The 18,891-nt window shown below is 60.7% G+C and carries 21 protein-coding genes and 1 tRNA gene; 9 read left to right on the top strand and 13 right to left on the bottom strand.

The window, feature by feature from the left end:
- Positions 1-10: 10 nt before the first annotated feature.
- Entirely contained in the window at positions 11-883 is an 873-nt protein-coding gene (gene ttcA, locus SIC14_RS01905; RefSeq protein WP_412564159.1) for a tRNA 2-thiocytidine(32) synthetase TtcA, read from the bottom strand.
- A 154-nt stretch (positions 884-1,037) separates the two neighbouring features.
- Between ttcA and SIC14_RS01900 the strand changes: the two genes are divergently transcribed.
- Positions 1,038-1,574, top strand: a complete 537-nt coding sequence (locus SIC14_RS01900) for a DUF3833 domain-containing protein (RefSeq protein ID WP_412564158.1) — start codon at positions 1,038-1,040, stop codon at positions 1,572-1,574.
- Positions 1,575-1,606: 32 nt separating this feature from the next.
- Here SIC14_RS01900 and SIC14_RS01895 read toward each other — a convergent pair whose 3' ends face one another.
- The 5 genes from SIC14_RS01895 to rpmH form a co-directional block, all read right to left on the bottom strand.
- The gene (locus tag SIC14_RS01895; protein ID WP_412564157.1) at positions 1,607-1,846 is read right to left on the bottom strand and encodes a hypothetical protein; all 240 of its coding nucleotides are present in this window, start codon (positions 1,844-1,846) and stop codon (positions 1,607-1,609) included.
- Positions 1,847-2,016: 170 nt separating this feature from the next.
- The gene (locus tag SIC14_RS01890; protein ID WP_412564156.1) at positions 2,017-2,232 is read right to left on the bottom strand and encodes a hypothetical protein; all 216 of its coding nucleotides are present in this window, start codon (positions 2,230-2,232) and stop codon (positions 2,017-2,019) included.
- Between the two features lie 376 nt (positions 2,233-2,608).
- The gene (gene yidD / locus SIC14_RS01885; protein WP_412564155.1) at positions 2,609-2,911 is read right to left on the bottom strand and encodes a membrane protein insertion efficiency factor YidD; all 303 of its coding nucleotides are present in this window, start codon (positions 2,909-2,911) and stop codon (positions 2,609-2,611) included.
- Between the two features lie 6 nt (positions 2,912-2,917).
- Positions 2,918-3,400 carry a ribonuclease P protein component gene (rnpA, locus tag SIC14_RS01880; RefSeq protein ID WP_412564154.1) on the bottom strand — a complete coding sequence of 161 codons (483 nt, stop codon included), beginning with the start codon at positions 3,398-3,400 and terminating at the stop codon, positions 2,918-2,920.
- 21 nt (positions 3,401-3,421) lie between these two features.
- Positions 3,422-3,556, bottom strand: a complete 135-nt coding sequence (gene rpmH / locus SIC14_RS01875; RefSeq protein ID WP_108800938.1) for a 50S ribosomal protein L34 — start codon at positions 3,554-3,556, stop codon at positions 3,422-3,424.
- A 305-nt stretch (positions 3,557-3,861) separates the two neighbouring features.
- Between rpmH and SIC14_RS01870 the strand changes: the two genes are divergently transcribed.
- From SIC14_RS01870 to SIC14_RS01850, 5 genes are all read left to right on the top strand, one after another.
- Positions 3,862-4,605, top strand: coding sequence for a TVP38/TMEM64 family protein (locus tag SIC14_RS01870; RefSeq protein ID WP_412564153.1), 744 nt, complete (start codon positions 3,862-3,864; stop codon positions 4,603-4,605).
- Between the two features lie 2 nt (positions 4,606-4,607).
- Positions 4,608-6,023: a dihydrolipoyl dehydrogenase family protein gene (locus SIC14_RS01865; protein ID WP_412564152.1), complete on the top strand. Its 1,416-nt coding sequence runs from the start codon at positions 4,608-4,610 to the stop codon at positions 6,021-6,023.
- Between the two features lie 59 nt (positions 6,024-6,082).
- Positions 6,083-7,489, top strand: coding sequence for a sensor histidine kinase (locus tag SIC14_RS01860; protein ID WP_412564151.1), 1,407 nt, complete (start codon positions 6,083-6,085; stop codon positions 7,487-7,489).
- Positions 7,490-7,607: 118 nt separating this feature from the next.
- Positions 7,608-7,684, top strand: a tRNA-Arg gene (locus SIC14_RS01855).
- Between the two features lie 156 nt (positions 7,685-7,840).
- On the top strand, positions 7,841-8,785 hold the full coding sequence (locus SIC14_RS01850) for a DMT family transporter (RefSeq protein WP_412564150.1): 945 nt from the start codon (positions 7,841-7,843) through the stop codon (positions 8,783-8,785).
- A gap of 6 nt (positions 8,786-8,791) precedes the next feature.
- On the opposite strand, the gene SIC14_RS01845 is transcribed toward SIC14_RS01850, so the two are convergent.
- Entirely contained in the window at positions 8,792-9,226 is a 435-nt protein-coding gene (locus SIC14_RS01845) for a helix-turn-helix domain-containing protein (RefSeq protein WP_412564149.1), read from the bottom strand.
- A 69-nt stretch (positions 9,227-9,295) separates the two neighbouring features.
- Between SIC14_RS01845 and SIC14_RS01840 the strand changes: the two genes are divergently transcribed.
- Entirely contained in the window at positions 9,296-9,790 is a 495-nt protein-coding gene (locus SIC14_RS01840) for a DUF2938 family protein (RefSeq protein ID WP_412564148.1), read from the top strand.
- Between the two features lie 58 nt (positions 9,791-9,848).
- Here the strand turns inward: SIC14_RS01840 and hemE are convergent, their stop codons facing one another.
- Positions 9,849-10,880, bottom strand: coding sequence for a uroporphyrinogen decarboxylase (gene hemE, locus SIC14_RS01835; protein WP_412565809.1), 1,032 nt, complete (start codon positions 10,878-10,880; stop codon positions 9,849-9,851).
- Between the two features lie 158 nt (positions 10,881-11,038).
- On the opposite strand from hemE, the gene hemC reads away from it, so the two are divergent.
- Positions 11,039-11,998, top strand: a complete 960-nt coding sequence (hemC, locus tag SIC14_RS01830) for a hydroxymethylbilane synthase (RefSeq protein ID WP_412564147.1) — start codon at positions 11,039-11,041, stop codon at positions 11,996-11,998.
- A gap of 86 nt (positions 11,999-12,084) precedes the next feature.
- Here the strand turns inward: hemC and SIC14_RS01825 are convergent, their stop codons facing one another.
- Both SIC14_RS01825 and SIC14_RS01820 read right to left on the bottom strand, forming a co-directional pair.
- A complete protein-coding gene (locus SIC14_RS01825; protein ID WP_412564146.1) occupies positions 12,085-13,371 on the bottom strand; it encodes a flavin-dependent oxidoreductase in 1,287 nt (428 codons plus the stop codon).
- Positions 13,372-13,474: 103 nt separating this feature from the next.
- Positions 13,475-14,875, bottom strand: a complete 1,401-nt coding sequence (locus tag SIC14_RS01820; RefSeq protein ID WP_412564145.1) for an FAD-binding oxidoreductase — start codon at positions 14,873-14,875, stop codon at positions 13,475-13,477.
- A gap of 187 nt (positions 14,876-15,062) precedes the next feature.
- On the opposite strand from SIC14_RS01820, the gene hpaR reads away from it, so the two are divergent.
- A complete protein-coding gene (gene hpaR, locus SIC14_RS01815; protein WP_412564144.1) occupies positions 15,063-15,518 on the top strand; it encodes a homoprotocatechuate degradation operon regulator HpaR in 456 nt (151 codons plus the stop codon).
- Between the two features lie 66 nt (positions 15,519-15,584).
- On the opposite strand, the gene SIC14_RS01810 is transcribed toward hpaR, so the two are convergent.
- From SIC14_RS01810 to ubiA, 3 genes are read right to left on the bottom strand one after another with little or no spacing between them, the layout of a single operon-like run.
- Positions 15,585-15,911, bottom strand: coding sequence for a hypothetical protein (locus tag SIC14_RS01810; RefSeq protein ID WP_412564143.1), 327 nt, complete (start codon positions 15,909-15,911; stop codon positions 15,585-15,587).
- 5 nt (positions 15,912-15,916) lie between these two features.
- Complete coding sequence (locus SIC14_RS01805; protein WP_412564142.1) at positions 15,917-17,857, bottom strand: OmpA family protein; 1,941 nt, start codon at positions 17,855-17,857, stop codon at positions 15,917-15,919.
- Between the two features lie 59 nt (positions 17,858-17,916).
- Positions 17,917-18,888, bottom strand: a complete 972-nt coding sequence (gene ubiA / locus SIC14_RS01800) for a 4-hydroxybenzoate octaprenyltransferase (RefSeq protein ID WP_412564141.1) — start codon at positions 18,886-18,888, stop codon at positions 17,917-17,919.
- Between the last annotated feature and the right edge of the window lie 3 nt (positions 18,889-18,891).

Here is an 18,891-nt window from a genome sequence, read left to right as displayed (position 1 = left end):
CAAAGGACCGTTAACGCAATGTGGGAATATCCCCATCAATTTGATCCGCTTTCGTCTCACCGCGGAGAAGACCAGCAAAATCAAAGAGTTTTGGATCCAGCATATGGCTGGGCCGGACATTGGTCAGGGCGCGGAACATCACCTGACGACGACCGGGGCTGTTCTTTTCCCACTGATCAAGGATCTGTTTCACCTGCTGCCGTTGCAACCCATCCTGTGATCCGCAGAGGTCACAGGGGATGATCGGATATTGCATCGCATTGGCGAACTTCTCGCAATCGACCTCGGCCACATGGGCAAGGGGGCGGTAAACAAACAGGTCCCCTTCTTCGTTCACCAGTTTTGGCGGCATTGTCGCCAGACGCCCGCCGTGGAACAGGTTCATAAAGAAGGTTTCCAGAATATCGTCGCGATGATGGCCCAGCACCACCGCAGAGCAGCCTTCTTCGCGGGCAATCCGGTAGAGGTTGCCACGGCGCAGACGTGAACAGAGCGCACAGTAGGTGCGGCCAGCGGGAACCTTGTCCTTCACCACACTGTAGGTGTCCTGATATTCGATTCGATGCGGCACACCCATGTCTTCCAGAAACTTCGGCAACACCGTCGAGGGAAAGCCCGGCTGCCCCTGGTCCAGGTTGCAGGCCAGCAACTCTACAGGCAGAAGTCCACGCCATTTCAGCTCATGCAGAATGGCCAGCAGGGTGTAGCTGTCCTTGCCGCCGGACAGGCACACCAGCCAGCGACTGCCGCGTTCGATCATGCAATATTGCTCAATCGCCTCGCGCGTTTGTCGCACGATACGTTTGCGGAGTTTCTTGAACTCGGTCGTTGACGGGGCGCCGGCAAAGAGCGGGTGGATATCGTCCAGATCATCATCAAGCATGCCGCGCCCCGTAGCCCGAGATCAGGCATTTGCCAAGGAAAAACGTTGTTTTGGGGCCAATACGCCGGTCCGACATCGTTTTACGAGTGGTGTAACGCAGGTCTCTGTCATCCAAATGCCGCCCCGCCGCGTATTCCTTGAAAAGGAGAAAGTCATGCGTGCATTTGCCCTGATTGCTTTGGGTCTCTTTATCGGTCTGGCCCTGACCGCCTGCGGTAAACCCAGTCTTGAGGACCCGAAACTCAGCACCAAAGAGCTGAACCTGGAAGAGTATTTTGACGGGCGAACGGTGGCTTACGGTCAGTTCAACGACCGTTTTGGGACGGTGCGGCGGCGGTTTGAGGTGGTGATCGATGGCACGTGGGACGGTGAGACGCTGACGCTGGTTGAGGATTTCAGCTACGCCGATGGCACAAAGGAAGAGCGGATCTGGACGCTGACGAAAACCGGTGCGGAAACCTGGCAAGGTACCGCCGCCGGGGTGCAGGGCGTGGCGACCGGTGAGGAACGCGGCGACACGTTCAACTGGCGGTATCGCATCGATCTGCCCTTGCCTGAAGGGAACACGCTGCGAGTCGATTTTGACGACTGGATGTGGCTGTTGGAGGACGGAAGGTTGCTGAACCGCGCCTACATGAGCCGCTATGGCATTGAACTTGGCGAGGTGCTGATCTTCTTTGAAAAGCGGTGAAGATCAGCACATGGGTTGGAGATGCGCAGGTGTCATCGCAGAAACGGATGTGCTTGACGCTTCGGCTCAGGCGTCAGGCCAACATCGCGGCGCATATGGGCTGACAGATCGGCAGCCCGCAGCCGTTCGATGCGGCGCAGATCCGGTGACAGGAGGATGGCACGGATCACCCGCCAGCGGCCATGACGTTCGATCAACTGGCCGATGGCAGCGCGCAGACGGGCTTGGGGTTTAGAAACGGGATGTTGTGGATGGAATGCGGCAAGCGACATGGGTCTCTCCTTAAGCAATGTCATTTGCCTAGGGTGATAAAAGCTCAAGTACACTTTAGCTCAAGCACTTTCTGTGTGAAAATGTTATTTGGTTGTTGGCGCCCACGAATTGTGGCGGTGGGGCGGGGCTTTGGCCTTCCGGAAACCGGAAGGGCCAAAGCCCCGCTGCCTTACCGCATACGTCTCGGTGGGGAGGCCTCTGTTGGCAGGCCCAAATCGCGGCGCAAATGGTCATTCAGCGCGGCGTCTTCGATGCGACGGCGGCGTTGTTTAACATTTGCAGCGATCAAGGCGCGCAGCACGGCGAAGGTGCCGTGACGGGCGATCAGCTCTTCCAGTACGAGGGTCGGGCGCAGCCCGGCTGCGGTGGTTTCCAAACGTGTCATATGTGTCTCCGGTCCAAGGGACCGGTCCTCTGTGGTTGGTGTGGGTTGGGATTCGCAGAGGCCTGATGGCAGAGAGAGGGTCTGAACGTTATAGAACGGTCAGGCGCGGTCTCAGGGACAGGGTTGCGAAAAAGGGGGGATCCGGAAGGATCAGGGTGGCGGGGGCGGGCGCCTAGAGCTGGCACCATTGGCGGGCGTGATTTCGCGCCACATTGCCATGCGAGGTCCAGCCAAAGAGCGGGGATTTGACAGTGATGTTCATGATCGCCCTCCTTGTGAATTGTTGGACCTGCGGGATGCATACCGTAGGGCAGCCGAATCCCAAAGGCGGGAATACCTTACCCGCGGCCAAGGGCGCGGGAGTGTGGTAATGCTGTCACTCGGTTGTATCTTTGTCTGCTGGATCGCGCGATTGGTCTGCGTGACATCCGCACTGGTCTGAAACCTTTTGATCGCCTGAATCAGGCACAGGGTCATATCCGTCGCCACCCCAGGGATGGCAGCGACCGATCCGGCGCAGGGTCAACCACGACCCTTTCAGGCCCCCGTGTTTTTCCAGCGCCTCCAGCGCATAGGCCGAACAGGTGGGTTGATAGCGGCAGTTGAACCCGACCCAGGGGCTGAAGACCAGACGGTAGAACCGGACGGGCAGGGCAGCGATATGGGCAAGCGGGCTCATGTGGCGTTAGTCCTTGCGGGGTGGCTTTTTGCCAGCCCTTTTGTCCTCAGAGCGGGGACGCGGTGGCTGATGCAGCCGTTTCAACGCATAGATAAGGTCGCTTTGCAGCTGTTCAAAGGGGCGCGCGGCTGTGGCCTCGGCGCGGCCGATCAGCACGTAATCATAGCCGGGCAACCCATGGTCGGGCAGCACCAGACGGGCCACTTCGCGCAATCGGCGTTTTGCACGGTTGCGAGCGACGGCATTGCCGACCTTCTTGGAACAGGTAAAGCCAACGCGAATCCCGCGAACGGCCTCCCCGTTAGCAGCTTCACCGTCACTGCGTTTGCGGGCCTGCACCATCATGCCGCCCGTTCCCTGCCGCCGCGCTTTGGACGCGCGCAGGAAGTCTGACCGGTTCTTGAGAACCGTCAGACAAACAGAAACCGCCGGGGGGCTGATCCCCATGTCGGCTATATCGCCATTCATGGGGGCCTCCGGCGGTGTCATCTGTCCGAAATCGGCTGAGGCTTACGCGCTCAGCGACTTGCGGCCCTGGGCACGACGTGCGTTCAGGATCTTACGGCCAGCTTTGGTGGCCATGCGCGCACGGAAGCCGTGGCGGCGTTTACGAACCAGGTTCGAGGGCTGGTAGGTGCGTTTCATCGCTCCGTCTCCATCTAGTTAAATGGGGCCAGCTCAAGCGGAATCGCTCACGGCCCATAGGTATCCGAGGCCCGGTCTTTAGGGGGGATTTCGGGAATAGTCAAATGCCCAAACAGGCTTTTGCAACAAAAATGCAGCGATTGGCGCCGGGGGGCGGGGATTTCTGTTACAAAGGTGTAATTTCTGCTGCAATTCCTGCCCCAAACCGTCACCAGAGATCAAGCCGCCGTGATCGGAGGGTGAGATCCCTGTCAAACCGGGCGTCACATCTGCATGTATGGTGCCTAACAACGACGGTGAAACTGATGGCTATGAAAAGTGATTCCACCCCTCCCAGGCCCCGTTCCGCGCTGGCCCGCCTGCTGCCTCTGGCAGTGATCGGCGTGGCTGCGGTTCTTGGGGCGGTCTTCCTCAAAGATGTGTTCAGTTTTGAGGCGCTGGCTGAAAACCGGCAGATGCTGATTGATTTCCGAGATGCCAACTATCTGGTGAGCGTGGTGCTGTTCATGGCGATCTATGTTGCGATTGTCGGTTTCTCGCTGCCAGGGGCAACCATCGCGACGCTGACGGGTGGCTTTCTGTTCGGCACATTCCCAGGCGCGCTGTTCAACATCACGGCCGCCACCCTTGGCGCCGCTGCAATCTTTCTTGCGGCGCGTTGGGGGCTGGGCGAGCGGCTGGCCGCCAAGATGGATTCGGGTCAGGGCGCGGTCAAACGTATCAAGGAAGGCATCGATGAAAATCAGTGGTCAATGCTGTTCCTGATCCGTCTGGTGCCAGCTGTGCCATTCTTTGTCGCCAATCTGGTGCCGGCGCTGGTTGGTGTGCCGCTGAGCCGGTTTGTGATCTCGACCTTCTTTGGCATTATCCCCGGCGGTGTTGTCTTTACCTCTGTCGGGGCTGGTCTGGGCGAGGTCTTTGCCCGCGGTGAGACACCTGACCTCGGCATTATCTTTGAGCCCGCAATTCTGCTGCCGATCCTCGGCCTCTGCGCTCTGGCAGCGCTTCCGATTGTCATCAAGGCCCTGCGTGGCCGGAAAGGTCTGTAATCATGGCTGAGATCAAAACAGACCTTCTGGTGATCGGCGCCGGATCGGGCGGCTTGTCGGTGGCGGCGGGGGCGTCGCAGATGGGCGCGGATGTGACCCTGCTGGAAGGCCACAAGATGGGGGGCGATTGCCTGAACTACGGCTGTGTCCCGTCCAAGGCGCTTTTGGCCGCGGGGCACGCAGCCCATGCAATGCAGGCCGGTGCTGCGATGGGGATCACCCCTGTTGCGCCCGAGGTTGACTATGCTGCCGCCAAAGATCACGTCATGCAGGTGATAGACCAGATCGCCCCGGTCGACAGTCAGGAACGGTTCGAAGGTTTTGGCGTTCGGGTGATCCGCGAATTTGGCCGATTTGTTGGTCCGCGCCGGGTGCAGGCCGGTGAGGATACGATCATCGCCCGCCGGATTGTCATCGCAACTGGGTCTTCGCCGTTGGTGCCCCCGATCAAGGGTTTGACGGATGTCCCCTTTCTGACCAATGAGACCCTGTTTGACCTGCGCGAAAAGCCTGAACATCTGATTATCATCGGCGGTGGTCCCATCGGCATGGAGATGGCGCAGGCGCATGTACGGCTGGGCTGCAAGGTCACAGTGATCGAAGGCATGCGGGCGCTGGGCAAGGATGACCCCGAGCTGGCGGCGATTGCGCTGGAAAACCTGCGGGCCGAAGGTGTCGAGATCCTTGAAGAAGCCCCAGCACAGCAGATTGGCGGCAAGGCTGGGGACATCGTGGTCGAAACGCCGAAAGGCCGGGTGCATGGCACCCATTTGCTGATGGCGGTGGGGCGCAAGCCCAACATTGATGCGCTTGACCTCGACACAGGCGGCATTGCCCATACCGGCAAGGGGATCACTGTCGACGCTTGCATGCGCACGTCGGACAAGAAGGTGTTTGCCATCGGCGATGTTGCTGGCGGGCTGCAGTTCACCCATGTCGCGGGCTATCACGCCGGTCTGATCATCCGTCAGGCGCTGTTTGGTCTGCCGGCCAAGGAAAACACCGCGCATATCCCCTGGGCAACCTATACCGATCCGGAAATCGCCCATGTTGGCCTGAGCGAAGAACATGCGCTGCAGATCCATGGCGACAGGTTGGAGGTGGCGCGGTTTGAATACGCCCACAACGATCGCGCCATTGCCACCCGGCAGACCAAAGGTCTGATCAAGGTGATGGTGGTCAAAGGCCGCCCCGTTGGGGCCTCGATCGTGGGGCATCAAGCGGGTGAGTTGATTGCTACCTGGTCGCTCGCTATCGCCAATAAGGTCAAAATGTCGGGTGTCAGCGCAATGGTCGCACCCTATCCCACAATTGCCGAGTTGAATAAGCGCGCTGCAGGTGCCTATTTCTCACCGAAACTGTTTGATAACCCTCGCGTGAAAAAGGTGGTAAGACTGGTGCAAAGGTTCCTGCCATGAGGCCTTGCCCCGGTCTATTTCGACCGCCCAAGCCCTAGCCAGCCCCAGACGGAGCGCCCATGCTGAATACCCTGTCAGGCCGATTTCTGATCCTGACCATCATCTTTGTGATGCTGGCGGAAGTGCTGATCTTTGTCCCCTCGATTGCGCGGTTCCGCGAGGATTACCTGTTGTCCCGTCTGGAACGGGCGCAGATCGCCTCATTGGCGCTTCTGGCGGATGACATGATCTCGGCCGACCTGGAGGAGGAACTGCTGCGCAACGCCGAAGTGTTCAACGTGGTTTTGCGGCGCGATGAGGCGCGGCAGTTGATCCTGTCTGCGCCGATGCCGCAGCAGATCTCGGACACCTTCGATCTGCGTGAAGCGCCGGCCGTCAGTCTGATCCGTGACGCCATGGCCCGTCTGGCAGAGCCGGAAGCGCGGGTGATCCGGGTGATCGGCAATCCGGTGCGTGAGGCGGGGCTGCTGATTGAGGTCACAATGGAAACCGGTGGCTTGCGTGCGGCGATGATCGACTACGGGCTGCGAATCCTGCTCTTGTCTGCGGTGATTTCTGTGGTGACGGCTCTTTTGCTGTTCCTTGCGGTGCAGGCGTTTCTGGTCAAGCCGATCAAAGGTGTGGTGCATCACATGAAAACCTACGCCGCCGATCCCGAAGATGCGCGGCGTATTATCAAACCCGCCTCCGGTCTGCGTGAACTGCGTGAGGCGGAAGAGGCGCTGGAAACCATGCAGCTGCAGCTGACCGGTGCCCTGAAACAGAAAGAACGTCTGGCACAGCTGGGTGGCGCGGTGGCGAAGGTCAGCCATGACCTGCGCAACATGCTGACTTCGGCGCAGCTGTTCACTGACCGGATTGAGATGTCGCAGGATCCCGGGGTGAAACGCATGGCGCCGAAACTGGTGAACTCGATCACCCGTGCGGTGCACCTGTGCGAATCTACACTGGCCTTTGGCAAGGCCGAGGAACCCTCGCCACGTCTGGAACGGGTGGTGTTGGCCGATGTGGTCGCCGATGTGATCGACAGCGAACGCTTGTCCGTGGGGGATTCGGATGTGAGCTTTGCCGAAGATATCCCGGCAACCCTGCAGATTCGCGCCGACAGTGAGCAGATCTACCGGGTGATCTCCAACCTGGTGCGCAACGCGCGTCAGGCGGTGGTGCAGCACGGGCAGGGCGGCGAAATCAGCGTTGCGGCCCGTGAGGACGAGGAGCACTGGGTGATTCTGGTCAGTGACACCGGCCCGGGTCTGCCACCCAAAGCGCAGGAACATTTGTTCCGCCCGTTCCAGGGGGGAGTCAGCAAAGGGGGCACCGGGCTGGGGTTGGCCATCGCCCAGGAACTGATCCGCGGCCACGGCGGTCTGCTGCGCCTGAAAGAGACCGGTGAGTCGGGCACCGTGTTCGAAATTGATCTGCCCAAAGGCGATATTGTGCTGGCACCGGAACAAGAGGTGGCATGATTTGACGGATTAAGTAGCTGTTTTTAAACATCTTTCAAAGAAAGATGCAAAGAATTTCATTTTTCTGTCGTTTTCCGGTTGCGCCCCCCAGCGCCAAACCCTAAAACCCGCCACAGACGGACCGATAGCTCAGCTGGATAGAGTACCTGACTACGAATCAGGGGGTCGGGGGTTCGAATCCTCCTCGGTCCGCCACTAAAAAGCCCGCCTTAAACGGCGGGTTTTTTTGTGTTTGGTGGCACGGAAACGCAGCCCCCCAATGCGCCGTAATGACCGCACGCCGCGAGATAAGGCTTGCAGGCAAACCGGTTTGTGGTTTTTGCTAGCGCAAACATTCCAAGGACGGCTCCGATGAACCTGACCGGCGCACTTTATGGCCTGCTGGCCTTTGGCGTTTTCGCCACGCATGATGTTTTCATCAAATATCTGGGCGGTGCCTATTCACCGTTCCAAATGGTGTTCTTTGCCACCTTGTTTTCCTTCCCGCTGGTCACCCTGATGCTGATGCAGGACAAGACCGAAGGCCACCTGCGTCCGGTGCATCCGTGGTGGACAGCGTTGCGCACCCTGACCTCCACCTGCAATGCGCTGTGTGTGTTCTACGCCTTTACCGTGCTGCCCTTGGCGCAGGTCTATGCGATTCTCTTTGCCATGCCGCTGTTGATTACGGTGCTGTCGATTCCGGTGCTGGGCGAAAAGGTTGGGATCCACCGTTGGATTGCGGTGGTGGTTGGTCTGGTGGGCGTCATCGTGGTGCTGCGGCCCGGCTCAACCGAGCTGTCGCTGGGCCATGCGGCGGCGCTGGCCAGTGCAGGGCTTGGCGCGGTGGCCTCGATCATTGTGCGCAAAGTGGGGCGGGAAGAGCGCTCGGTTGTGATGATGCTTTACCCGATGGTTGCGAACTTTGTGGTGATGGGGGCCTTGATGGGGCTCACCTACCAGCCGGTGCCGCTGCCTGATCTGGGTGGCATGGCGGCGATTGCGGCGCTTGGGTTTACCGGTGGGCTGTGTCTGGTGATGGCTTACCGCAACGCCGAGGCGGCGATTGTGGCGCCGATGCAGTATTCCCAGATCATCTGGGCAACGATCTTTGGCTATCTGCTGTTTGGGGAAACGCTGGATGGGGCAACGCTGGCGGGGGCAGGGATCATTATCTGTTCGGGCCTCTACATCGTCTTCCGCGAAGCACAAGGCGGTCAGTCGGAAAACACTCCGGTGCTGCGCAACCGGTCGCGGGCGTCCTCGGCGATTTCCTTCCGTGTCTCGACCCTGTTGCGGCGCGACAACGGCGAGTGATCTGCTTCACTTTGATGTGGGTGCAAAGCGTTTGCGGGCAATCTGCAACAAACGTCTGAACCTTGGGCAGGTCAACGGATCAGCCTCGCGGCAGTCGGCGGCATGGCGCAACCCGTCCCGCAACGCCGTGAGCCGGGCGATCTGCTGATCCAGAACCTCAGCCTGTGCCCGCAGCGCCGCGCGATTGAGGCCGGTGGGTTGGGAACTGTTGAGGCTTTCCTTCAGATCCTCCAGCGAAAATCCGGCCGCGCGACCCGCTGTGATCAGGTTCAGCCGGTCCAGCGTTGACGCCGGAAACACCCGCTTCAACCCATGCCGCCCGATGGAGGCAATCAGGCCGCGTTCCTCGTAATAGCGCAGGGTCGAGGCCGGCAGACCCGCGCGTTTGGCGAGGGTTGAGATATCCATGGGCTGGATCGCGGGATTAAGGGTGTTTGGCATCTTGACCTCAAGTCGACTTGAAGTGGCAGTTTTGCCCTTTCTGCCAATGACAGCAAGGGATGAATCAAGATGGAATGGATCACTGCGGGGGTGGCTTTGGGCCTGGGCGCAACTGTGTTTATGGATCTGTGGGAATGGGGGGAAGCACGCGCCTGTGGCTGGCCCCGGCGTGACTATGCCCTGCTGGGGCGCTGGGTTCTGCGGATGCGGTTGGGTGTGTTCAGCTATGGCATGGCAGGGGGCATTGGGGCGGCCCCGGTGCAGCAGGGCGAGGCGGCACTGGGGCAGGTGCTGCACTATCTGGTGGGGGCGGTGTTTGGCATTACCTTTCTGGCCCTTGTCGGGCCAGGGTGGCTGGCCGCGCCGACAATGGGGGCGGCTTGGGGCTTTGGGGCCGTCACTGTGCTGATGCCTTTTGCGGCGATGCAGCCGGCCTTTGGCTTGGGATTCGCCGCCGCCCGCACACCCAAGCCAGGCTTTGCCCGACTACGCAGCCTGATAGGTCACGTCAGTTTTGGCTTGGGCCTCTGGATCGCGGCCGCCCTGTGGCATGTGCTGATGTGAACCACGCAAAAAAAGGGGCACCCGCGAAGGTGCCCCTGGAACTTCAAAACAGCAGCGATCAGCCGTTGCGCACCGTGTCGATCATCAGTTGTACATTCTCAGGATCTGCATCGGGGGTGATGCCGTGGCCGAGGTTGAAGATATGCGGCCCGTTGCCAAGCGCCTTCACGATGCGGCGGGTGTCGTCGATCAGATCCTGACCACCAGTGACCATATGGCGCGAGGCCAGATTGCCCTGCACACAGCCATCCACCTGCACATGTTCCGCAACCCATTCAGCGGAAACCGAGTTGTCGACCGCGACACAATCCGCGCCGGTGGCCTTGGCAAAGCCGATGTAGCCGTCACCCGCTTCGCGTGGGAAGGCAATCACAGGCACGCCGGGGTGGCGTTCGTTGATGGCAGCAATGATGCGTTTCGCGGGTTCCAGCGCGTATTTGCGGAAGTCCTCACCTTTCAACGAGCCAGCCCAGCTGTCGAACAGCTTCACCACTTCGGCGCCAGCCTCAATCTGTTTCGACAGATATTCGATGGTGCCTTCGACCAGCAACTCCAGAAGCCCCTCAAAGACAGGCAGGTTTTCGGCCTTCAATGCATGGGCGGGGCCTTGGTCTTTGGTGCCGCGACCGGCGATCATATAGGTGGCCACGGTCCAGGGGGCGCCGGCAAAACCGATCAACGTGGTCTCAGCGGGCAGTTCGCGCGACAGGATCGAGACGGTTTCATAAACCGGGTTCAGCACCGCATGGATGTCGTCCTTGCCCTTCAGCGCGGCCAGTTGATCCGCAGTGGTGGTGGTCGAGAGCCGTGGACCTTCACCAGTTACAAACCACAGATCCGCCCCCAAGGCCTGCGGCAACAGCAGGATGTCGGCAAACAGGATCGCCGCATCAAACCCGTAACGGCGGATCGGCTGTAGGGTTACCTCAGCGGCCAGTTCGCTGTTGTAGCACAGCGACAGGAAGTCACCCGCCTGGGCCCGTGTGGCGCGGTATTCGGGCAGGTAGCGGCCCGCCTGACGCATCATCCAGATCGGCGGCGTGGGCAGGGTTTCGCCCGCAAGGGCGCGCAGGATTTTCTTTTGCGGCATTTTTGGCTCGGACATATCAGGTTCCTTTTGCTTGTCCGGTTGGTCCACCCTCGCAGCGTGGATGTCAAGACTCGGCCGCCCCCCGCAACCAAAGGACGCAGGTGCGGCGAGGGGCTGGAGGCTTGCCTGACCCGCGCCACGCGGCTAAGGCTTCGGCTATGACATTGACTTTGCCCACCCCCGCCTCGCCTCTGAAGATCGGCACCCGTGGTTCCCCGCTGGCGCTGGCCCAGGCTTATGAAACCCGCACGCGCCTGATGGCGGCCTTTGACCTGCCCGAGGCGGCGTTTGAGGTGGTGGTTATCAAAACCACCGGTGATGACATGGCGTTGATCAAAACGGATACACCGTTGAAAACGCTGGGCGGCAAGGGGTTGTTCACCAAAGAGATTGAACAATCCATGCTGGAAGGTGGCATCGACATTGCGGTGCATTCTACCAAGGACATGCCGGTGGCACAGCCCGAGGGGTTGGTGCTGGACACCTTCCTGCCGCGTGAAGATGTGCGCGATGCCTTTGTGTCGCTGAAGTATCAGAGCCTGCAGGACCTGCCGGAAGGTGCGGTTGTCGGCTCCTCCTCGCTGCGTCGGCGCGCCCAGTTGCTGAACCGGTTCCCGCACCTGAAGGTGGTGGAGTTCCGCGGCAATGTTCAGACCCGCCTGAAGAAGTTGGAAGACGGCGTGGCCGATGCAACTTTTCTGGCGGCGGCAGGCCTGAACCGGCTGGGCATGGCAGACGCCGCCCGCTCTCAGGTTGCGCCCGAAGATATGCTGCCCGCCATCGCGCAGGGCACCATTGGCATTGAACGGCGTGAAAACGATGACCGCGCGGGCGAAATGCTGGCGGTGCTGCATCACGCGGAAACCGGCCAACGTCTGGCGGCTGAACGGGCGTTTCTGGCCGCTTTGGATGGCTCCTGCGAAACCCCGATTGCGGGTCTGGCCACGTTGGAGGACGGTCAGCTGCGTCTGCGCGGCGAGGTGTTGCGCCCCGACGGGTCCGAGGTGATCCGCGACGAGCGTTTCTGCGCCATCTCCGACGGGGCGGCGCTGGGCAAAGCGATGGCCAAGGACATGCTGGCGCAGGCGGGGCCGGATTTCTTCAGCTGGCGCGGCTAAGGTTCGTCGTATCGCAATGTAACAAGGGCGGGATTCTCCCGCCCTTTTGTGTGTCATGAGACCTGAAGACCTTCGAACCGTTCGGCCTAAAGCTTTACCCGCGCCCCTTCAGCAATCATGCGCGGGGCATTGTTCAACGTCTCAATCGCAAAACCGGCGGCGGATTTGTATTTCGCCATGAACTCTGCCCGCTCCGTTGCAGGGATCACCGTGTCGATATTGTCAAATTCACCGCCGCAACGGTCCTCAACCATGTTCAGCAGACCAAACGGGCCAGCACCCCGATTGCGCAGGATCAGCTCGGACACCGGACCGCAGAGCTTGTCGTTGAACGCCTGCACTGCTGCACGGCTCACCCCATGTTCCAGCATCGCAATGCCCAACTCGCGCGCATCAATCACCGCCTGACTGGCCCCGTTGGATCCCGTTGGATACATCGCATGGGCCGCATCCCCCATCAGACAGGCCGCGCCATCCACCCAGTAAGGCACCGGATCACGGTCAATCATTGGGTTCTCATAGGCCACGGTTGAGCCATTCAACAGGGCAGGCACATCCATCCAATCATAGGTCCAGCCGTCGAAATGATGTTTGAACTCATCAAGCTCCGCCTGTCGGAACCAGCTGGAGACATCGTAACCTTCGGTGTCCTCCAACGTGATCTCGGCAATCCAGTTGATCCAGGCCAGACCGGTTTCGGGGTCAGGGTAGGAGATCGGGTAGATCACCATCCGATGTGTGTCGCTGCCAAGCCCAAGGAAGGAAGACCCCGTGCGATGCGGTTTGGCCAAAGTGGTGCCGCGCCACATGACAATGCCGCCCCATTGGATCGGTGGCTGGTCAGGGTGCATCTTCGCCCGCACGCGGGAATGAATGCCGTCTGCGCCGATCAGCAAGGTGCCGGTTTCGCGCAAGGAGGTGCCATCGCGCTGCTCAATGATTGCGGTCACCGAACCATCGGCGTTGTTTTCATAACCCACAACCCGTTGGCCCAGCCGCACAGCGCCTTCGCCCGCTCGTTCCACCAGCTTGCGGTAGAGCAGCATGTGAAATTCGCCCCGATGCACCGCGTATTGCGGCCAGTTGTAGCCGGCCAGCAGGCCGCGTGGTTCGGCGTAAATGTCATTGCCATTGCGGCCCACCAGAGCCCATTCCTTGGTCGGCACCCCGACCTGATCCAGATCCTCCGCCCCGATGCCAAGGTCATAAAGCTCGCGCACCGCGTTGGGCTGCAGGTTGATGCCGACGCCCAGCGGTTTCAGCTCGGGTACGGCTTCGAACACCACACAGGGCACACCGATCTGGGTCAGGGTCAGCGCCACCGACAGGCCGCCAATGCCGCCGCCAGCAATCATCACAAGGGGTTGGGTCATCAGCGCATTCCTTTCGTCTGCCCGTTGCGGGCGTTCAAAATCCTCTGGTCTGCGCTAAGTAATTCACATGTTAATTGACAAAGTCAATTACTCCCTGCGGAGACTATGGCAGCAGCTTGCCCGGGTTCATGATGCCCTTGGGGTCCAGCGCCCCTTTCACCGCCTGCATCGCCGCCAGTGCTACAGGATCTTTGCGCCGCCGCATGGACGGCAGCTTCGACACGCCAATGCCATGCTCGGCCGAGAACGATCCCCCCAGCGCCAGCGCTTCATCCTCCACGGCTTCCATGATCTGATCGCGTTGCGCGGCATCATCTGACGAAAGCCAGACCGTGTAATGCACATTGCCATCGCCCAAATGCGCCACGCTGATCGCTTCAGCCTTAGGATCAATTGCGGACAGGCGGGCCTCCATTGCGGTCAGGAAGGTCGCGACCTTGTCCAAAGGCACGGCAATATCATTGGCCAGGAAGGGTTTGTGGGTCATGCTGATCTCCGCCGCCGCTTCACGCCGTTCCCACATCTCTTGGCGCTGCGCTTCGCTGGTGGCAACAACCGCGTCCAGCAACATGCCCTCTTCAAACATCGCCATCAGAGTGTCTTCCAGATAGGCGGAAATAGGCGTTTGCCCGTCGTCCCCGACCTGGCAATCCCGTGGCGCGGTGGCACCCACTTCCACCAGAATATTGATGTCTTGCGGCGCCTCAAAGGGCTCGCGTGCGGCGGGATTGATCTGCTTATGCACCTCGATGTGTTTGCGCGGCATATATTCAAAGGCCTCAACCGCCCCACCCGTTGCCTGCTGCAGCCGGTTCAGCAACACCAGCGCCGCGTCCAGAGACGGGGGGGCCACCATGGCAGTGGCATAGGCGCCGGGTTTGGGGTGCAGTTTCAACACCGCAGCAGTGATGATGCCCAACGTGCCCTCAGCTCCGATCAGCAGATGTTTCAGATTGTAGCCCGAGTTGTCCTTGTGCAGCTCGCTCATGATATTCATGATCTCACCATTGGGCAGCACCGCCTCGATGCCGAGCACCAGATCGCGGGTATTGCCATAGCGCAGCACATTGGACCCACCGGCATTGGTCGACAGGCAGCCCCCAATCATGGCCGATCCTTTGGCGCCAAAGGTCAGTGGGAAAATCATCTCTTCCGCATCCGCCGCCGCATGCAGATTGGACAGGATCACACCGGCCTCCACAATCGCCACCCGGGCCTCGGGCCGCATCTCGCGGATCTTGTTCATCCGGTCAAGCGACAGCATCAAGGCCCCCTCAGCCCGCGTGCCGCCGGCCAGCCCCGTGTTCCCCGAGACCGGTACAATCGGGGTGCCCGTTTCATTGGCCCATTTGACCACTGCCGATACTTCTTCGGTTGTGCCAGGCCGCACCACAGCCAAAGGGGTGAAAGCATAGGCCCCGGTCCAGTCACTGGACCAGCGCGCCATATCTGCCCCGCGCACCACATTGCCTGCACCGACCAGGGCTTCCAACTGTTCCAACATCCCCAACTCTCCCATCTTGTACGACCACGCCTTCTTCTTGGCCCAAATATCCCCGCCGGAGGCATCCTGCCAGTTCCACGGGCGAAACGGTCGAATTTGTGCTATATTGTTAACGTGATAAGAAAAAATCCCCTTCCGGGACAAGCCACAACTTGAGGTTTGTGACAATCAGAGGCACTAAAGAGTTATGGATCAAGAACAAACCCTGCCACCGCTCACCCATCGTTCCCTGCCTATCGCCCTTCTGCGGGCGCGGGAGAAGGTCATGGGGCCGATCCGGCACATGCTGGCCAATGCCGGTGTGACCGAGCAACAGTGGCGGGTGTTGCGGGTGCTTGATGAACGCGGCGTGCTGGATCCGACTGAGATTGCCGAACATTCCTGCCTGCTGCTGCCGTCGCTGACGCGGATCCTGCAAACCTTGGAAGGCAAAGCGATGATCGCCCGCCAGCCACATCCCACCGACCGGCGTAAACAGCAGGTGCAGATCACCGATGCAGGCCGCCAGTTGATCCTCGACAACCTGCACGAAAGCCAGCGTCTGAATGCCTGGCTGAAGACCTCTTTGGGTGAAGATAAACTCGAGCAATTGCTGGACCTGCTGAACGAACTTGATGCGCTGGAGCGCCACGACGATCTGTGACGCCGCGTTGCCCCAGAACGACAAAAGGCGGCCCAGAGCCGCCTTTTTTGCATTCTGAAGCGGGGCTTAGCCCTGATTGACACGCTCGATATAGGCACGCAGTTCTTCGGCCTCGTGGCGGGCTTCGCGCAGCCCGTCCATGGTGGCTGACAGCTCGGCCTCGGTTTGGCTCAGCTGGGTGGTCAGCTCGGCCTCGCGTTGTTGCAGATAGGTGATGGCCTGATCGCGGGTCTCTTCGGCTTCATGCAGCTCCTGGGCCATGCGTTCTAGCTCACCGATGTCGGATTTCGACACACGGGTGAAGCGGTGGATCAGCCAGAAGGCAAACCAGCCCATGCAAAACGCCACAAACAGGATGATCGCCGTAGCCATAATGAATTGCGTCCGCTCCATGTCGATCAGTTCCCTTCGCTCGTCTGCGCGTTTGTTTCTGTATCCGCGGTCTCCGCCGCAGTATTTGTTTCTGGGTTTGGTTCCGAGGCTGCTACCGCATCCAGCGCGCTTTCTTCGTCGCTGGAGCTGGCTTCGGGCCGGATCAGTTTGAACTCGATCCGGCGGTTGGCCTCGCGGCCTTCTTCGGTGTCATTGGTCGCAATAGGCTGTGTCTCGCCGTAACCCACGGCGCGGTAGGCGGAGGTCAGCAGGCGGCGTTCGCGCAGCCCCGATAGCACCGCGGCGGCACGCGCCTGGCTCAGCGCCTGGTTCATGCTTTCGCGGCCCTGGCTGTCGGTGTGGCCGCCGATCTCGAACTTGATGTCGTCGCCGCATTCTTTCAGCACTGTGGCAATGTCATCCAACACCGCCTGTGCCGAAGCCGCAGGGGTGTCCGAGCCGGGCTCAAAGGTGATCTTGCGGTTGCGCAGGATCTCATTGACGCTCAGCTCACAGTCTTCCGGCGATGGCAGCGAGGCCACGGGATCAAGTTTCTCCAGATAGGTCACTTTGATGTCGAACCGCTGCCCGTCGCCCAGTTTCTGCGCCAGGAAACCGGCAATCCGGGCCGAGGCATCTTCGCGGCCGGTGTTGCCGGAAACGGTGATCAGATCTGGGGCTACTACTACGGCGCCGTTTGACAGCAATGACAGTGCCTCAAGCCCTGCCAGCACCCGCAGCGACCAGTTGCCTGGCAGGGCCTCATCCAGACGGGCGGCATTGTGTACGCTGTCGGTGCCGAAGCGGGCCGTGGCGAAGCTTTCTGCGGCATTGCGCGCCAGCTCACCGCTCAGGCGGCCACGCAGCTGCACCTGACCTTCCGGGGAGAGAGTGGCGGTGAACTCAGGCGCTTCGCCTGCGCCGTCCTCTTCGGAAACCGGCTGTGGCAGATCGGAATGCAGTGAAAAGACCGGCGGCAGGCTGTTTTCCAACTCCCCAACAACGCGGTCAAACAAGGCCTGTTCGGTGCCCATCGCGGCAACCAGCGAAACATCGGCGTCTTTAAACGTGACGGAGCCGCCCCCCATAGCCCCCATTGCCGCAATGGCCTGCGCCGTGGCGTCGCCCCAACGCGGCGATGGCACGCCCAGACCCACGGTACAAGAGGCGCTGCCGCCTTCCAGACCGACGGCTTCTGCGGCGTCCAGGATGGTGTCTACGGTGGCCTCACTGTCGGCCGAGCAGGCATCAAACCGGGCCACGCCGTCTTCGATCAGGAAGCGCAGGGTGAAGGGTGTCAACACAGGACGCGGTGCGGAGAGCGCCAGTTCCAGTGGCATGTCGGCCTTGCGGGTCAGTTGCCGTTCCAGACGGCGCTGCGCCTCCTGGCTGTCGGTCATTGCGGTGATCGCAACCTTATCGGCCTCGACCGAGATTTTGGATCGGGGCAGCTCGCTCAGCGCGTCCAGAGCGTAGTCCACCGCGCGGTCCCAACCTTGCGGCGTGTCATAATCCGCCGTTTGCAGCAGGTCCGACACTTTGCCGATCCCCTCGATCTTGGCCACCCGCGCCAGCAAGGCCTCTCGGTCCATTTCCGCAGGCACCAGGCCGATCAGGGACAGGCCCATATCGTTGCGCAGGATTTCGATGGAGAAACGCGGCGCTTCCAGTCCCATGCTGTCGGCCACGTCCATCTGGTCGATCACACGGGCGGCGTCCACCCAGGCACCAGCGGTGGAGATGGCCTTGAACCGCAGAGCCTCGGAGGGGGCGGTGCCGGTCAGGTATACCTGCAGGCCGTTGGCATGCACCTCGGCCCAGCTGAGGCCGGTGTCATCCAGCCCCCGTCGGACATTCAGCTCCGAGCTGTCCTCGATGACATTCACGATCCCTCCGGCGGCAGCAACGCTGAGTGCAGCAGCAAGGCCAAAGGGGGCCGCGATTAGTAGGTACGAAGACAGTCGCATGTCATCCGGTCATTAGTATTGGTCGCAGAATGTTTAGGGTGCTGGGACTCGCAGCGCAATCAAATCAACAGGGCACCGGCGAAAAACAGCAAAGGGATCAGCCCCGTGTCGCGGTTGGAGCGGAACAGTTTCAGGCAAACCTGGGTGTCCTCGGTGTCCAGGCGCAGCATTTGCCAGACCATATGCACCCCAAAACCCCAGGCCCCCAGCAGCGCCACAAGGATCGCAAAAGGAGAGCCCCCGTTGCCCGCCATCGACAGGATCACCGCGCCCGCCATCAACAGAACCGCAAGGATCAGGAACCGTTTCAACCATTTCGGGGTTTCCTCGGCAAACAGCCGTGCGGTGGATTTTACCCCGATGAGGGCGTCGTCCTCTTTGTCCTGATGGGCATAGATCGTGTCATAGAACAGCGTCCAGGCGATACCACAGAGATAGAGCACCACCGCCGCCGGATGCAGGGACCCAGTATGGGCGATCCAGGCCAGCAGTGCGCCCCAGTTGAACGCCACCCCCAGGAAGACCTGCGGCCACCAGGTGAACCGTTTGGCAAAGGGGTAAATGGCAACCGGCAGGATCGAGACAAACCCCGCGATGATCGCGGCGGTGTTGAAACTCAGCAGGATCGCCAGCGAGATCAGACATTGCAGGGCCATCCAGATCAGCGCCTGGGCGACGCTGACTTGCCCCGACGGGATCGGCCGTGATCGGGTGCGTTCCACCGCGGCGTCAATCTTGCGGTCGGTGATGTCATTCCAGGTGCAGCCGGCCCCCCGCATCAGAAAGGCGCCAATAGCACAGCCGAAGAAGATCCACAGATCCTGCCAGCGTGCCTGCCCATCGTGTAGCATCGCCAGCATCAGCCCCCACCAGCACGGCAGCAGCAACAGCCACGTCCCGATAGGGCGATCCGCCCGGCTGAGCCGCAGGTAGGGGCGGCTCCAGGCGGGGGCCAGATGATCCACCCAATTGCCCGTTACAGCATCAGAAACTTGGCCTTTAGGCTCTGGCATATGGGGGTGGTCGGGCATAAG

It is taken from the genome of Thalassobius sp. MITS945101 (assembly GCF_047123305.1).
In the GTDB taxonomy this organism is placed as follows: Bacteria; Pseudomonadota; Alphaproteobacteria; order Rhodobacterales; family Rhodobacteraceae; genus Thalassobius.
Note: the sequence above shows the minus strand (reverse complement) of the source record. Positions and strands in the feature narration are given on the sequence as shown.